Consider the following 15,253-nt stretch of genomic DNA (forward strand, 5'->3'; position numbering starts at 1 on the left):
ACTTGAATTTTCAAAAATAAATACAACAAAAAAATACTTTAAAAAATGAAAATATTAGTGTGTATTAGTCATGTTCCAGACACTACATCAAAGATTAATTTCACAGAAGATGACTCTAAATTCGACACTACTGGTGTTCAATTTGTAATAAACCCGAACGATGAATTTGGCTTAACTCGTGCCATGTGGTTTAAAGAAAAACAAGGCGCCAATGTCACAGTCATAAATGTTGGAAGTGCAGAAACAGAACCAACCTTAAGAAAAGCTTTAGCTATAGGTGCTGATGCAGCTATACGTATTAATACTGAGGCTACAGATGGTTTTTCGGTTGCAAGGCAATTGGCTAAGGTAGTAACAGATGGTGGTTATGATTTAGTAATTGCAGGAAGAGAATCAATTGACTATAATGGCGGTATGGTTCCTGGTATTATTGCAGGATTAACACAGTCAAATTTTGTTAATAACTGTATTGGAATGGAAGTTGAAGGTAATACCGCTAAAGTAACAAGAGAAATTGACGGTGGTAAAGAAACGGTTTCAACATCATTACCGTTAGTTATTGGGGGACAAAAAGGATTGGTTGAAGAAAGCGATTTAAGAATACCTAATATGAGGGGTATTATGATGGCGAGAAAAAAACCACTTACAGTAATAGACCCTTTAGATGGTAACCCAGAAACAACCTCGGTTAAGTTTGAAAAACCGGCTCCTAAAGGTGCCGTAACATTAGTTTCTGAAGATAATTTAGATGAGCTAATTAGTTTACTACATAACGAAGCTAAAGTTATTTAATCAATTTTTTAAAAAAATAAAATGTCAGTTTTAGTATATACAGAATCAGATCAAGGAACCTTTAAAAAAGGTGCTTTAGAAGTAGCTTCTTACGCCAAAGCAGTGGCTAACCAATTAGGAACAACAGTTACAGCAGTGGCAATAAATGCCAATGACACATCAAAATTAGGGAATTATGGTGTTGATAAAGTTTTAAATATTTCAAAAGATGCTTTACAATCATTTAACGCCAAATTATATGCTGACACCTTAAAACAGTCAGCAGAAAAAGAAGGTGCACAAATTATTATATTAAGTTCAAGTGCAGATAGTAAATATTTAGCACCGCTTTTAGCAGTTGGATTAAATGCAGGTTATGCCTCAAATGTTATTGAAACACCTAGTAGCACATCTCCCTTAACAGTAAAAAGAAATGCTTTTACTAACAAGGCTTTTGAAACAACTCAAATAAACACCGATGTGAAAATAATTGGTGTCTCTAGTAATGCTTTTGGATTAGTTGAAACTTCAGGAAACGCTTCAGAAGAAAATTTTGAACCTTCAATTGCTGAATCAAATATTACCGTTGAATCTGTTGACAAAGTAACAGACAAAGTAACCATTGCAGATGCTGATATTGTGGTTTCTGGTGGGCGTGGTTTAAAAGGTCCTGAAAACTGGGGAATGATTGAAGAATTAGCCAACATACTTGGTGCTGCTACGGCTTGTTCTAAACCCGTATCAGATTTAGGGTGGAGACCTCATGGTGAGCATGTTGGTCAAACAGGAAAGCCGGTAGCCTCAAACCTATATATTGCCATAGGAATTTCTGGTGCAATCCAACACTTAGCAGGAGTTAGTGCCTCTAAAGTAAAAGTGGTAATTAACACTGATTCAGAAGCCCCATTCTTTAAAGCCGCAGATTATGGCGTAGTTGGTGACGCCTTTACAGTTGTACCTCAACTCATAGACAAATTAAAAGCTTTTAAAGCACAAGAATAAATTATTTTTTATAAATTGTATTAACTAAAGGCTGCTTAAATTGTATTTCATCCAAATCTACTGAAGGCGTTTGGTAAAGTCCTAATTTAAGCAGTTCTTTGTGTTTTATAAATTATGAGTTTAGTAAGATTAAATATTAAAGGAATCTCGTATAGTCAAACACAAAATGGCGCATACGCATTAATATTAAATGAAGTAGATGGAGACCGAAAACTACCTATCGTTATAGGTGCTTTTGAAGCACAATCTATAGCTATAGCTTTAGAAAAAGAAATTAGACCTCCTAGACCATTAACTCATGATTTATTCAAAAACTTTGCTGACAGATTTGACATTGTTGTCAAGCAAGTTATTATTCACAAACTTGTTGATGGTGTTTTCTACTCCAGCCTAATTTGTGAGCGTGATAAAATTGAAGAAATTATCGATGCTAGAACCAGTGATGCTATTGCTCTTGCATTACGTTTTGAAGCTCCAATTTTCACTTATAAAAACATATTAGACAAGGCTGGAATTTACTTAAAAGTTAACCCAAAGGAAGGAGATGAAGAATCAAAAGAGGATAGTATATTGGTAGATGATTTAGTAGCTAGTGAATTGGAACAAGAGACACCTCGAGAAAACTATTCAAGTAAAACTTTAAAAGAATTACAAAATCTACTTGATGAAGCTGTTGCAAATGAAGACTACGAAAAAGCAGCTCATATTAGAGACGAGATTTCCAAACGAAAATAAACCATTTAAAATATGAAAAAGTTTTTTCTATTTTTCTTTGCAGCCCTATTAATTTCCACAACTACAACAATTGCACAAGAAACAGAAAAAACAACATTGCAGGAAGCAAACATTGAAGTTTCTACAACTGAAATTAATAGCACCTCTACTACTACTTTAGTAGATCACTCTGCTAAAAACGAAGTAACTCCAACACCTTCTACAGTTACTAAAATAATACCAAGTCAAGGCTTTTCATTTAATAGTTTATGGCGAGGTGTTTTAGGAATGCTTGTACTAGTATTTATTGCTTTTCTTTTTAGCAGTAACAGAAAAGCTATTAATTGGAAAATTGTTGGTATTGGCTTAGCTTTTCAATTATTAATTGCTATTGGTGTATTGAAGGTAGAATTTGTAAAGGCCATTTTTGAATTTATTGGCGGTCTCTTTGTTGAAATTTTAGAATTTACAAGGGCTGGAAGTGAATTTTTGTTTAGTGGTCTAATGGATGTAAACTCCTATGGTTTCATTTTTGCCTTTCAGGTATTACCTACTATTTTATTCTTTTCTGCTCTAACCTCTGTCCTATTCTATTTAGGTGTTATACAATGGGTAGTAAAGGCTATGGCTTGGTTACTTTCAAAAGCTTTAAAAATTTCTGGTGCTGAAAGTTTAAGTGTAGCAGGAAATATTTTTTTGGGTCAAACAGAAGCGCCTCTTTTAATTAAGGCTTATTTAGAAAAAATGAATAAGTCTGAAATATTACTCGTTATGGTTGGAGGTATGGCAACGGTTGCAGGTGCAGTTTTAGCTGCTTACATTGGCTTTTTAGGCGGAGATGACCCTGTTTTAAGATTATTCTATGCAAAACATTTACTGGCGGCATCTGTAATGGCAGCTCCTGGAGCTATAGTGATTTCAAAAATATTATATCCTCAAACCGAAAACATCAATACAGAGGTAAAAGTGTCTCAGGAAAAAATTGGTGCTAATTTTTTAGATGCAATAGCTAATGGAACTACGGAAGGCTTAAAACTGGCAGTAAATGTTGGTGCTATGCTACTGGTTTTTGTTGCTTTTATTGCCATGTTTAATGGTATTTTAGGGTGGGTTGGTGATATTTCTAACCTTAATACATGGGTTGGTGACAATACACCTTATAAAAGTTTATCTCTAGAACTTATCTTAGGATATGCATTTGCGCCTTTAATGTGGCTCATTGGTGTTGCAAAAGAAGACATGGCGCTAATGGGACAGCTTCTAGGTATAAAATTAGCTGCAAGTGAATTTGTTGGTTACATTCAATTGGCGGATTTAAAAAATATTTCTAACACTACCCATCTGAAATTTGAAAAGTCTGTGATTATGGCTACTTATATGCTGTGTGGGTTTGCTAATTTTGCTTCAATTGGTATTCAGATTGGAGGTATTGGCTCTTTAGCTCCCGGACAACGTAAATTACTATCAAAATTTGGTATGAAAGCCTTACTCGGAGGAACCATAGCATCTTTAGTTTCTGCCACTATTGCGGGTATGATTATTGGTTAATAACTTTCTTATAACATCTTAAGCTTTAAGTCTAATTTTTTAGGCTTTTTTATATTTTTATTTCCGCAGAAAAAAAACTACATGAAGCAATATCACGACTTAGTAAGGCATGTTTTAGAAAACGGAAATGAAAAAGGAGACCGTACAGGAACCGGAACTAAAAGTGTTTTCGGATATCAAATGCGATTTGATTTAAGCGAAGGTTTTCCTATGGTTACCACCAAAAAGTTACACTTAAAATCTATTGTTCATGAATTACTTTGGTTTATAAAAGGCGACACTAACACCAACTATTTAACAGAAAATGGGGTTAGAATTTGGAACGAATGGGCTGATGAAAACGGAGATTTAGGTCCTGTTTATGGGCATCAATGGCGCAATTGGAATAGCGATGAAATTGACCAAATAAAAGAGGTTATAGATACTTTAAAGAATAACCCTAACAGTAGACGTATGCTGGTATCTGCCTGGAACCCTTCTGTGTTGCCAGATACTTCAATTTCGTTCAGCGAAAATGTAGCAAACGGTAAAGCTGCTTTACCACCATGTCATGCATTCTTTCAGTTTTATGTTGCTGATGGAAAACTATCTTGTCAATTATACCAACGAAGCGCCGATATCTTTTTAGGTGTTCCTTTTAACATTGCATCATATGCATTATTTACTATGATGATGGCTCAGGTTTGTGGATATCAACCAGGTGAATTTATTCACACCTTTGGCGATGCTCATATTTACAGCAATCATTTTGAGCAGTTAGAATTACAGCTCTCTAGAGAACCAAGAGCACTACCTAAAATGATTCTTAATCCAGAAATTAAAGATATTTTCGATTTTAAATTTGAAGATTTTACTTTGGTAGATTATAACCCACACCCTCATATTAAAGGAGTTGTGGCGGTTTAGGTTATGAGATTTCTTTTTTTTCCTATATTTTTAAGTACGGTACTTCTTCAGGCTCAAATTGAAGAAATCGACTCAACTTATTATCAATGGCCTGCAATTGAAGTCTTTCCGGTTTACCCTGGATGTGATTCTCTCAAAAGGGACTATAGATTAAAAAAATGTATGAATGCTAAGATACGTACATTAATAAGTAAAAACTTTGATACGTTATTATTTAGGTCTTTAGATTTACCAGATGGTCTTATAAAAATCAAAACTTTTTATGAAATTGACACTTTAGGAAAAGTTACCAATATCAAAGTATCTGGACCACACACCAAACTTGAAGAGGAAGCTAAACGGGTTATTCAGTTAATTCCGAGAATGTCAAAACCAGCCACAAATAGTCTCAAACCAATTAGTATGATTTATAGGCTACCTATTTACTTCAATGTTAATAATTCTGATAAAAAAGAAAAGAAATAATCCCCCTTTACTATGGGGATTGAAGTATACTTCGACAGCGCTCAAGGTAGGTTTGTTAGTGCCCCTCGCAAAGAACATTTCAACTTCGTTTATGATAAACTTTTGCCGAAAGCACAACCCAACCATGTAACGCTCAAATTCTTGACAAAAAAAAACGTTTCCTAAAAAGGAAACGCTTTTAAATAAATTTTCTTTTTCAGCTTATACAGTTACAACGCTGTTTTCAGCACCTGCAAATTCACTCCAAGCATAAGAATCGGCAGCAACATCATTTACATACTCACCATCTACTAAATACTTAAACTCATAAGAATTGTCTTTATCTAAATCAATAGTGCCTTTGAAAACTCCGCTCTTTAATTTTTTAAGAGGGGCCTTTTTTGCATTCCACTCATTAAAACTTCCTACTACAGAAACTTTTTTTGCCTCTTCTGCTTCTATAGAAAAAGTAACTTTACATACAGGTTTACTTTTTAAATATTGTTTTTTAATAGCCATAACTTTAAATTTTTGTGTGTTGTTTATGATGCAAATTTATAAAACAAAACCCTAGGTTATATAATAAATTTGCATATACATTAAGAATTATTAATTTGTTAATATTACACCTCATTATTTTTAAGGTGTATTAAAAAACCACCATAAAATTGATGTATTATCAACTCATAAATAGAACTTTTCACACTGATATTCAGAAGTTTTGCAACTTAATCGTTTTCGAAAAAAAGCTTTTTATGTAACAAATTGCCACAATTGGTCTCATATAAAAATATTAACTTTACACCCATTATTTTAAAAGTATGTTCGGTAAGAAAAAAAACGTTCCAGAAATAGATAAAGATCAGTTAGAACTTATTCAAAATGCACAACAACGAATAAGACAAAAGAAACGTTTGTACATTCACTTTGTATTTTTTTTAATTGGCTCCATTTTTTTAATCGCGGCCAATACAGTTTTAGGTATTGGAAAAAATGTACAATTTTTTCAAATTGATTGGTTTGTATTCGCCATTTTTATTTGGTTGTTCTTTTTAATGTTTCATACATTTAATGTGTTTGTTACCAATAAATTTATGGGGAAAGCTTGGGAGCAAAAACAATTGGAAAAATTGGTGAACGAACAAAAAAATAGAATAGAAAAAATTAAAAATAATCTTAAAAAGGAAGCTCCTTTGATAGCAGAAAGTGAAGTTTACAATGAGGAGATTACTCAAAAACCAAAAACCACAAAACTCACCATTATTGTAGCTGCTGCTGAAAATAATGCGATTGGTAAAGACAATAAACTAATATGGCATTTAAGTAATGATTTAAAACGATTTAAAGCATTAACTAACGGTCATCATATAATTATGGGTCGAAAAACTTTTGAGAGTTTTCCTAAACCATTACCTAATAGAACGCATGTGGTAATAACTAGGCAGGAAGACTACAAAGCTCCTGAAGGCGTAATAATTGTAAACAATATTGAAGCAGCTATTGAGGCTTCAAATAGCGACTCTCAACCCTTTATTATTGGTGGTGGAGAAATCTATAAGCAAGCCATGAAAATTGCAGATAAAATTGAACTTACAAGAGTTCATGAAACTTTTGAAGCAGATGCGTTTTTCCCTGAAATAGACACAAATATTTGGAAAGAAACTTTTAACGAGTTTCATAAAAAAGATGAGAAGCACGATTACGAGTTTTCTTTTATTACTTATGAGCGTAAATAATTAATGAGTTATATTATACTAACTGTAGAATTGTTTTTTTTAATCTAAGCACAAACTCTTTAGCCTCTTCTTTCGTATAACGTGCAAACCCAATTCTAACGGCATTATGGTTTGTATTTGCAGAATCATATCGTTGCCACTCAGAAAATATTAATTTGTTTTGGGCGGCAATTTTTACAACTTCCTTCCAAGAATATTTCTTGTTTAAAGTTACCCAAATTGCCATACCGCCTTTCGGGGTTTTAAATGACAAATAATCTCCTAATTCTTGCTTCAAATACTCACAAAAAAAGTCTCTTCTATCTTTATACGCTCTTACCACTTTATTTATATGTCTGTCTAAACTACCTTCTTTTATAAAATGAGCAAAAGTAAGTTCTAAAACAGCATCACCTTGCCTATCAATAAAACGGCGCAAATTTGCACATTCATCAACAAAATCTTTTGAAGCAATTAAATAACCTACCCTAAATACAGGAGCCACAGTTTTACATATAGAGCCCACATAAATAACATTACCATTAGTATCATGGCTAGCCAATGGTAAAATAGGCGCATGATTATAATGAAAATCGTAATCATAATCATCTTCTAAAACGGCAAAACTATGCGTTTTAGCTAAATTTAATAAATGCATCCTTCGTTCTGCCGACAGCGTAACAGTTGTAGGATGATGATGATGAGATGTTGTATATACTGCTTTTACATTATACCTTCTACAAAGCTGTTCTATAGCTTTAGTATCCAACCCATTTTCATCTACTTTTACACGTAACAACTTCGCATTTGCATATTGAAACGTTGTATCTGCTGAACTGTAATTTGTTTCACCAATTATAAAATACTCTTCATTTTCAATAAGTAATTGAGATGCCAAAAACATACCCATTTGACTACCTCTTGTAATTAGTATATTGTCTATCGTTATATTTAAACCTCTTGTTTCGTTTAAATATTCAACTAATACTTCCCGTAATTTTAAATTGCCAAAAGTTGTCCCGTAACCAATATGTTTCAAGGTCTCTTTTTTACCTGCCAATTTTCTGTAAATTGTAGCTAACTCTTTTATAGGCGTTAATCTTTCATCTGAGACACCATCGTTTACATAAATAAAATCATCTTGGAAAGCCTGCGGAAATGTTCTTTGCAATATATCATTTTTACTAAAACTAAAACCAGATATTTTTGCTCTACTTTGTAATAAATTATCTGTCCATTGTTGCTGCAATTCAGGAATAGTACTGTTCACGTAAGTTCCTTTTTTTGGAATACTTATAATCCAACCTTGTAATATTAACTCATCATAACAAGCCACTATAGTCTTTCTATGAACACCAACAAGATCTGACAATAATCTTGAACTTGGTAATTTAGTATTAGAAGGTATTGTTTTAGATTTTATTAAATCTATAAACTGATGTGTTAATTGTAAATAGATTGGTTGCCTATTAGACCTGTCTATTATTAAAATGGTTTTATACGGAATCATATCTGGACTACTAAAAAAATTAAAACTGGATGAAAACAACAGTCCACTAAACTAGTAATTTTGTTTTAAACATATTAAATCAAAAACGAAAAGTTATGTGTAACTATTCAATCTCAGAACTTAACAAAGTAAAACGAGGTCCTAATCGGGCCACTTACAATGTAGAGGAAATTAATACAATATTAGACGCTGGATTCATCGCCCACGTAGCATATAATTATAAAGGAAAAGCCATAACTATTCCAATGGCCTATGGCAGAATAGAACATAAAATTTACTTGCACGGTTCTCTTAAAAACCGAATGCTTTTAGCTTTGTTAGAAGCCAAAGAAGCTAGTTTAACCATTATGCACTTAGATGGTTTAGTTTTAGCACGATCTGGTTTTCATCATTCTGTAAATTACAGGTCTGCTACACTTTTTACTAGCGTAAAAAAAGTTGAAAATGCTACAGAAAAAGAGGCTGCACTAAAATGTGTTCTAGACTATATGATTCCCAATAGATGGGATAGTTTACGCCCTATGAATTCTAAAGAATTTAATAGCACCTTAGTTCTTGAATTAGAAATACAAACTGCTTCGGCTAAGGTAAGAGCAGATGGCGTTATTGATGAAAAAGCAGATTTAGATTACCCTACTTGGGCGGGAATAATACCAATTAAACAAATTGCAGAAGCACCAATAAATGATGTGCTTTTACCTAAAGAAACTCAAACGCCTGAACATATTTTAGAATATTATAACAAAAACCAATCTTAATAAAATGACGATAGCAGATTTAAAATTTACTCCAAAATATTACGACAGATATATAAATTTGGTTGATCAAAACACAAACATCATAGAAGCTTTCAGTAGTTCTATTTCAGTTTTTGATGAATATACCGAAACCTTAATTAAACAAGGTGAATTCAAATACCAACCAGAAAAGTGGACCGTTAAAGAAGTGCTTCAACACATTATAGATACCGAGCGTATTTTTGCCTACAGAGCCTTGGCATTATCAAGATCTGAACCTAAAACATTAATTGGTTTTGATGAAAATTTATATGCTAAAAACTCTAATGCAAGTAAAAGAACAGTTGAAGATTTATTGCAAGAATTTAAACTAGTAAGGCAGTCTAACATTACTCTTTTTAAAAGTTTTAGTAATAACACTTTAAGCCAAACAGGAATTTGTTCAGATATTAAAGTTAGTGTTCTTGCTATAGGGTTTACTATTATTGGTCATGCTAAACATCATTTAAATATTTTAAAAGAGCGCTATATTATATCTTAACACAAATAATAAATGCAGTAGTATTATTAATTTAAATTGTATTTTTGCGCTTGTAAATTTTTAAAAAATATGAACGCATATATATTTCCAGGACAGGGCGCTCAGTTTTCCGGAATGGGTTTAGACCTTTATGAAAACTCTGCTGAAGCTCAAGAATTATTTGAAAAAGCTAACGATATCTTGGGTTTTAACATCACAGACACCATGTTTGAAGGTTCTGCTGATGATTTAAAACAAACTAAAGTTACACAACCAGCAATATTTTTACACTCTGTAATTTTAGCTAAAACTTTGGGTAACTCTTTCAAACCAGATATGGTGGCAGGTCATTCATTAGGAGAGTTTTCAGCATTGGTTGCTAATGGAGCTTTGAACTTTGAAGATGGATTAAAACTTGTTTCACAACGTGCTATAGCTATGCAAAAAGCTTGTGAATTACAACCAAGTACAATGGCTGCTGTTTTAGGTTTAGATGATGATATTGTTGAAAAAATATGTGCTGTAACTGAAGGCACCGTTGTGGCAGCTAACTACAATTGCCCTGGACAATTAGTAATTTCTGGAGAAATTGATGCTATCAACAAAGCTTGTGAGGCGTTAAAAGAAGAAGGTGCAAGAAGAGCATTAGTTTTACCAGTTGGTGGTGCTTTCCACTCACCTTTAATGGAACCAGCCCGCGAAGAGCTTGCAGCTGCTATTGAAAACACAACTTTTAGCAAACCAAACTGCCCAATTTATCAAAATGTAACAGCCAACGCTGTAATTGATGAATCTGAAATAAAGGCAAATTTAATTTCCCAATTAACGGCACCTGTGCGTTGGACCCAATCTGTACAACAAATGATAGAAGACGGGGCTTCATTATTTACTGAAGTTGGTCCAGGTAAAGTTTTACAAGGATTAGTGAAGAAAATTAATAGAGCATCTGAAACCGCTTCTGCAACTTTTGAAGGCAATTTATAAATGAAGTTATCTAGTCGCTCATTATTTATTTCGCTAACCATTATTTTATCTATTGCCTTAGACCAAATTTCTAAGGTTTGGGTAAGAGCAAATATAGATTTAAGATCTAGCACATCTCCTGGTGAGGTAAAATCGATTATTGGCGATTACTTTCTTCTAATGAACGTAGAAAACAAAGGGGCGTTTCTTGGTATGGGTAGTGAGTTAAATGACACCCTGAGAATTATATTATTATGGATTTTGCCAATTTTTGTCCTAGGGTTTGTACTCCGTTACGTTTTCAAAGATAAAAGCCTTAATAATTGGTCGCTCTTTGCCTTTTCAAGTATTATTGGAGGTGGAGTTGCGAATGTTTTTGATAGAATAGTATTTGGAAAAGTAACTGACTTTTGGTTTATAGATTTAGGTGGTCCGTTAAAAACAGGAGTTTTTAATGTAGCTGATGTATTTGTAACTACCGGAATGATAATTCTTGTATTTATTACTTTATTTAATAAGAAGAAAAACACCAAAACAACAACTTCATAGTTGCTATTTTTAGTTGCAATTTCCCAAATTATAATTCAATTCTATAGGAGTTTTAGGTGTTATGTCTTTATCCTTAAACGCTAAATAATTAACACTATATTTTTTAGCTCTAAAAATTGAATTTGAGGTTGGATTTTCTCCTTGTTGTAATACTCCATTAGCTGAATCTGGATTTATATAGCTCCATACAATTTCTTTATTTTCATTTATTTCAAAAAGATGACCTTTTGTTCCTTCACAAATCAAAATATTACCATTAGGTAATTGTTCCGCACTTGAAATTATTCTAGAATAAAAGTTTAAGTTATCTGTAGGATCTGTATATGTCCATTCAGTATTTCTTGGCAAAAAGCTTTCATTAATATTAGGCATTTTATAAGTATTACTAATACTAATTGGCGGATTTATTATATCTACTGAAGAAAAATTTTGGTCTCTACCTAATCCGTTATTAAACATTATAATCTTACCCTTATTTTCCCCATAAGGCATCCAATTAGGATAATGTTGACCAAATAATATTTGATTCTCATCAGTGCCGTAAACTCTGGGGTTTCCCCATCTATACAAAATATCTCCTCCTTTACCAGCTAAACCTCCAGAATGTGATTTAGCTTCTTGAATTGTTGTAGAATGATCTATAATATAAATTTCACTCAATGCTTGTGAGCTTAAAAGTATTTGGTTTAGTTCTTTATTATATTGCATTGCATTAAAATGCAACCAATCTTTTTTTCCCACACCTTCAACCGTTACATAATTTACATTTAATAGCTGCGGATTATTTTTCACTACTCCAAAATTAGATTTAGTATTGTCAAAATCCTGAATCAAATGATCCCAAATGTCCCATTTCCAAACTATTTCGGCATTATCAAAACCAACTGGCTTAACTTCAATAACTTGCTCAGTATAAATTTCATCATCTTCTAAAAGCACTGGATTTCTCCCCTTATGAATCGCTTCTGTTTTTGACTTTTTTTCAGCTACTAATAAGAGAATATTACCATTAGGCAAAGGATATAAATCATGATGTTGAGAAACGTTTTCGTCGGAATACTTATAGCTCCAAACTAAATTCCCATACCAATCAAAATGTTCAATAATACCACCTATACCTCCAATTGAAATATTTTCGTTTTCAATTTTACCAGCTCTTAATATAGACCCATCTTCCAATAAATAAACGCCTCCACCTCTATCAAAATCACTAACCCAATGATTAATAACTTCTCCGCAATTATTAATCAAAAAAACATTCTTATTAGATGGAAATAAAGTAAAACCTTCATATGCACCATCGGTTTTTTTAAGCACACCTAGAGTATTGGTTTCTGGAATAACAATCTCCGGAAAAATTTCCTGTTTAGGAATGGTCTCAACTTGAATCTCTTCAACTTTTTCACAAGAAAACACTCCCAAAAAAACTATTGCAAAGATTGTATTTTTTAAGCTTGTCATAAATAATCATATAGAAAAAACAGCTGACTCAAATAATATGAGCAACTGTTTTTCAAAATTGATTAATAGCATTTTCTATTCCGTATACAGTGCTGGCCAATCATTACCATCTTGCCTTGTTAAAACAGCAACACCTGAGTCTCCATAATCATTAGACCAACTAATTGTCATGGAAGAGCCTGATATATCAGTAATCACCCAAATGTAAACCAAACCATATTGATCTAAACCTCCTGTAGTTAATTTTAAACAAGAATCAACAATTATAGCATCTGGACTCGTTGCTGGACTATCTGCCCAACATGTATCATACTGTCCAAAACCTAAATCTGAAACCAAATATGATCCTCCACCAAGGTCCTCAAAAGTTACGGTACCTGTTGTTGATGTAGATGTACAGCTTGCAAATGGGCTTGTAGCTACCAAATTAGTTGATACGTAATCAAACGTACCTCCAAAATCTGACGCACAGTTCATTGGTACATTAACGAAACTCCCAGAAGTCATTCTTTGGCCGTCAGTTAAATCAAAATAAAACCGAAATCTAAAACTATCGTCTAAAGTTAAACTACCTGCACTAGTACCAACAGTTGCAACCGTTTCATCTAAAGTATATGATGCTATAAATGGAAATGAGGTAATATCATCAATTTTAACAAAATCGCCACCATTGAAACTTACTTGAACTTCTCCCGAACCATTAGCTTTAGCTCCACCAGATTCAGAAGGATTTACTGTAAAACCAACCAGAGCAGAACTGGTATCTATAATATCAAAAAAACCATTTTCTATATCAGTAATAATAGGGTATACACCATATTCACCTGGAGAATAAAAAAGGTTTTGTCCGTCTTCTACAACACAGGAATTAACAAACACCCCTATTGTCATTATTAAGATTATATTTTTTATATTTTTCATATTGTGTTTATTAGAGGTTATTGAAAAATCCAAAGCTTATCAAAAATATCAACATCATTAGGTGTATTGGGGTTTGAATTTAAAGACTCTTGTGGATATAATAATCTTTGAATAAACTCATTAGCCACAACAACACCATCTTTAGTTTCTGGTATATCTAAATAATCTGGATATTGATAATTATGTCTTCTAACATCAACCCAAGCTTCACTATTCATAGTTACCATAGCTTTATATTTTTCAAGCATAATTTTTTCCATGGATACAGTTGCTGAAGTTTCGCTTGCGAAATTCGCTAAATAATCAGGCTTTAAACTCATAAATTCAGTTATATAATCTGAATTTGTAGGGATAACCAAATTTAGGTGAGCAGTAATTGCTTCATTTAAAGCTGTTGCTGCGTCAGTTGTTGCACCATTTAGCCTAAACTCCGCTTCGGCCTCAATAAATAACAGCTCAAAATGTGTCATAATTAATTGAAACGAATCTGCTTTACCATAAAACCCTTTAGGGCCAATTGGAGAATAACTAATATTTGAAGTTCCGAAACCATTAGATTTTCCCGTAAAACCTACATCTTGACCTGTAACCTCAACATCATTCCAATATGAATATCGTCTTGGATCGTTATTATCAATTAATAAACTCATAAAATTATCGGAAGCTATCATTTGATTATTCTCAAACATATCATACCAACCATTTTGGTATTCACCTGTATTATCATATGTGAATTTTAAATCAGAATCAAAACCAGTAAAACCTAAAGCTTTTGCCTGTTGAATAGCGGCTAATGCCCTTGTTGCAGAACCCGATGGATCTTTAATGCTAAAGTGATTTTCATATCTAGCTTTAAGCGCATAAGCAAGGGCATGCCATTTTTCTATATCTCCATTATAAACTATATCCTCAACACCCATAGCTATTACCGAAGTTTTCCCAAAATCAGTTATAGCATCATCTAATAAGGCGAACATAGTCGTATAAATTTGCTCTTGAGAGTCAAATACTGGAGTTGGTATAGCTGCACCTTGAAGGGCTTCAGACCAAGGTAAATCTCCATACCAGCTTGTAAGTGTTCCTAAGGCTAAAGCACTAAGCACTTTACTAGCTCCTACATGCCCCCACGCTTCTTGTTCGGCACCTCTTTCTATTACATTTTTTAAATCTAAAAAACCATCCCACCATCTAGCCCAAAGTGCATCATTATTTCGTATCTCATATTGATCATAATTAATACCACTACCATGATTTCCAGCAAAATGTTGAGTAAATAATCCAGTCCAAACATCCCAATCTGTTCCATTTGTAAAACGACCATACCTGTAAAGTATGTAGTCTGCTCCAGCTGTAAATGTTAAACCAAGATCTACATTAGCTGGATTATTTGGGTCTATATTTAATTCCGTTAACGATTCTTTCTGGCAAGATTGCGAACATAAAAGAATAGAAAACACAAAGATTTTTATAAATATTTTTTTCATTTTCATCT

Annotated in this window: 16 protein-coding genes; 11 read left to right on the forward strand and 5 right to left on the reverse strand. The window is 33.0% G+C overall.

What is annotated here, in order from left to right; genetic code table 11:
* Window positions 1-45: 45 nt before the first annotated feature.
* From N1F78_RS04280 to N1F78_RS04305, 6 genes are all read left to right on the forward strand, one after another.
* Entirely contained in the window at window positions 46-792 is a 747-nt protein-coding gene (locus N1F78_RS04280) for an electron transfer flavoprotein subunit beta/FixA family protein (RefSeq protein ID WP_406684950.1), read from the forward strand.
* Window positions 793-813: 21 nt separating this feature from the next.
* On the forward strand, window positions 814-1,773 hold the full coding sequence (locus N1F78_RS04285; RefSeq protein WP_406684951.1) for an electron transfer flavoprotein subunit alpha/FixB family protein: 960 nt from the start codon (window positions 814-816) through the stop codon (window positions 1,771-1,773).
* 114 nt (window positions 1,774-1,887) lie between these two features.
* Window positions 1,888-2,508 carry a bifunctional nuclease domain-containing protein gene (locus tag N1F78_RS04290; protein WP_406684952.1) on the forward strand — a complete coding sequence of 207 codons (621 nt, stop codon included), beginning with the start codon at window positions 1,888-1,890 and terminating at the stop codon, window positions 2,506-2,508.
* 12 nt (window positions 2,509-2,520) lie between these two features.
* Window positions 2,521-4,035, forward strand: coding sequence for a NupC/NupG family nucleoside CNT transporter (locus N1F78_RS04295; protein WP_406684953.1), 1,515 nt, complete (start codon window positions 2,521-2,523; stop codon window positions 4,033-4,035).
* An 81-nt stretch (window positions 4,036-4,116) separates the two neighbouring features.
* Window positions 4,117-4,941, forward strand: coding sequence for a thymidylate synthase (locus N1F78_RS04300; protein ID WP_406684954.1), 825 nt, complete (start codon window positions 4,117-4,119; stop codon window positions 4,939-4,941).
* A 3-nt stretch (window positions 4,942-4,944) separates the two neighbouring features.
* The gene (locus N1F78_RS04305; RefSeq protein WP_406684955.1) at window positions 4,945-5,406 is read left to right on the forward strand and encodes a hypothetical protein; all 462 of its coding nucleotides are present in this window, start codon (window positions 4,945-4,947) and stop codon (window positions 5,404-5,406) included.
* A 201-nt stretch (window positions 5,407-5,607) separates the two neighbouring features.
* Here N1F78_RS04305 and N1F78_RS04310 read toward each other — a convergent pair whose 3' ends face one another.
* Window positions 5,608-5,904, reverse strand: coding sequence for an isoamylase early set domain-containing protein (locus N1F78_RS04310; protein WP_406684956.1), 297 nt, complete (start codon window positions 5,902-5,904; stop codon window positions 5,608-5,610).
* A gap of 302 nt (window positions 5,905-6,206) precedes the next feature.
* Between N1F78_RS04310 and N1F78_RS04315 the strand changes: the two genes are divergently transcribed.
* Window positions 6,207-7,121 carry a dihydrofolate reductase gene (locus N1F78_RS04315; RefSeq protein WP_406684957.1) on the forward strand — a complete coding sequence of 305 codons (915 nt, stop codon included), beginning with the start codon at window positions 6,207-6,209 and terminating at the stop codon, window positions 7,119-7,121.
* 13 nt (window positions 7,122-7,134) lie between these two features.
* Here N1F78_RS04315 and N1F78_RS04320 read toward each other — a convergent pair whose 3' ends face one another.
* Window positions 7,135-8,610, reverse strand: coding sequence for a PLP-dependent aminotransferase family protein (locus N1F78_RS04320; RefSeq protein ID WP_406684958.1), 1,476 nt, complete (start codon window positions 8,608-8,610; stop codon window positions 7,135-7,137).
* Window positions 8,611-8,705: 95 nt separating this feature from the next.
* Here N1F78_RS04320 and N1F78_RS04325 point away from each other — a divergent pair, with 95 nt between their 5' ends.
* The 4 genes from N1F78_RS04325 (at window position 8,706) to lspA (ending at window position 11,379) form a co-directional block, all read left to right on the forward strand.
* Window positions 8,706-9,368 carry a pyridoxamine 5'-phosphate oxidase family protein gene (locus N1F78_RS04325; RefSeq protein ID WP_406684959.1) on the forward strand — a complete coding sequence of 221 codons (663 nt, stop codon included), beginning with the start codon at window positions 8,706-8,708 and terminating at the stop codon, window positions 9,366-9,368.
* A gap of 4 nt (window positions 9,369-9,372) precedes the next feature.
* Complete coding sequence (locus tag N1F78_RS04330) at window positions 9,373-9,888, forward strand: DinB family protein (RefSeq protein ID WP_406684960.1); 516 nt, start codon at window positions 9,373-9,375, stop codon at window positions 9,886-9,888.
* A gap of 69 nt (window positions 9,889-9,957) precedes the next feature.
* Window positions 9,958-10,851: an ACP S-malonyltransferase gene (fabD, locus tag N1F78_RS04335; RefSeq protein WP_406684961.1), complete on the forward strand. Its 894-nt coding sequence runs from the start codon at window positions 9,958-9,960 to the stop codon at window positions 10,849-10,851.
* Window positions 10,852-11,379 (forward strand): signal peptidase II, encoded by a 528-nt coding sequence (gene lspA / locus N1F78_RS04340; protein WP_406684962.1) that lies wholly within the window; start codon window positions 10,852-10,854, stop codon window positions 11,377-11,379.
* 9 nt (window positions 11,380-11,388) lie between these two features.
* Here lspA and N1F78_RS04345 read toward each other — a convergent pair whose 3' ends face one another.
* The 3 genes from N1F78_RS04345 to N1F78_RS04355 all read right to left on the reverse strand — a co-directional run bounded on the left by N1F78_RS04345 (window position 11,389) and on the right by N1F78_RS04355 (window position 15,245).
* Complete coding sequence (locus N1F78_RS04345; RefSeq protein ID WP_406684963.1) at window positions 11,389-12,840, reverse strand: aryl-sulfate sulfotransferase; 1,452 nt, start codon at window positions 12,838-12,840, stop codon at window positions 11,389-11,391.
* 75 nt (window positions 12,841-12,915) lie between these two features.
* Entirely contained in the window at window positions 12,916-13,761 is an 846-nt protein-coding gene (locus tag N1F78_RS04350; RefSeq protein WP_406684964.1) for a hypothetical protein, read from the reverse strand.
* 17 nt (window positions 13,762-13,778) lie between these two features.
* Window positions 13,779-15,245: a SusD/RagB family nutrient-binding outer membrane lipoprotein gene (locus N1F78_RS04355; protein ID WP_406684965.1), complete on the reverse strand. Its 1,467-nt coding sequence runs from the start codon at window positions 15,243-15,245 to the stop codon at window positions 13,779-13,781.
* Window positions 15,246-15,253: the final 8 nt, after the last annotated feature.

It is taken from the genome of Seonamhaeicola sp. MEBiC01930, from assembly GCF_045277075.1.
In the GTDB taxonomy this organism is placed as follows: domain Bacteria; phylum Bacteroidota; class Bacteroidia; order Flavobacteriales; family Flavobacteriaceae; genus Seonamhaeicola.

Coding starts and splice junctions, on each gene's coding strand:
- N1F78_RS04280 (WP_406684950.1), top strand. CDS start 46: ATGAAAATATTAGTGTGTATTAGTCATGTTCCAGACACTACATCAAAG.
- N1F78_RS04285 (WP_406684951.1), top strand. CDS start 814: ATGTCAGTTTTAGTATATACAGAATCAGATCAAGGAACCTTTAAAAAA.
- N1F78_RS04290 (WP_406684952.1), top strand. CDS start 1,888: ATGAGTTTAGTAAGATTAAATATTAAAGGAATCTCGTATAGTCAAACA.
- N1F78_RS04295 (WP_406684953.1), top strand. CDS start 2,521: ATGAAAAAGTTTTTTCTATTTTTCTTTGCAGCCCTATTAATTTCCACA.
- N1F78_RS04300 (WP_406684954.1), top strand. CDS start 4,117: ATGAAGCAATATCACGACTTAGTAAGGCATGTTTTAGAAAACGGAAAT.
- N1F78_RS04305 (WP_406684955.1), top strand. CDS start 4,945: ATGAGATTTCTTTTTTTTCCTATATTTTTAAGTACGGTACTTCTTCAG.
- N1F78_RS04310 (WP_406684956.1), bottom strand. CDS start 5,904: ATGGCTATTAAAAAACAATATTTAAAAAGTAAACCTGTATGTAAAGTT.
- N1F78_RS04315 (WP_406684957.1), top strand. CDS start 6,207: ATGTTCGGTAAGAAAAAAAACGTTCCAGAAATAGATAAAGATCAGTTA.
- N1F78_RS04320 (WP_406684958.1), bottom strand. CDS start 8,610: ATGATTCCGTATAAAACCATTTTAATAATAGACAGGTCTAATAGGCAA.
- N1F78_RS04325 (WP_406684959.1), top strand. CDS start 8,706: ATGTGTAACTATTCAATCTCAGAACTTAACAAAGTAAAACGAGGTCCT.
- N1F78_RS04330 (WP_406684960.1), top strand. CDS start 9,373: ATGACGATAGCAGATTTAAAATTTACTCCAAAATATTACGACAGATAT.
- fabD (WP_406684961.1), top strand. CDS start 9,958: ATGAACGCATATATATTTCCAGGACAGGGCGCTCAGTTTTCCGGAATG.
- lspA (WP_406684962.1), top strand. CDS start 10,852: ATGAAGTTATCTAGTCGCTCATTATTTATTTCGCTAACCATTATTTTA.
- N1F78_RS04345 (WP_406684963.1), bottom strand. CDS start 12,840: ATGACAAGCTTAAAAAATACAATCTTTGCAATAGTTTTTTTGGGAGTG.
- N1F78_RS04350 (WP_406684964.1), bottom strand. CDS start 13,761: ATGAAAAATATAAAAAATATAATCTTAATAATGACAATAGGGGTGTTT.
- N1F78_RS04355 (WP_406684965.1), bottom strand. CDS start 15,245: ATGAAAAAAATATTTATAAAAATCTTTGTGTTTTCTATTCTTTTATGT.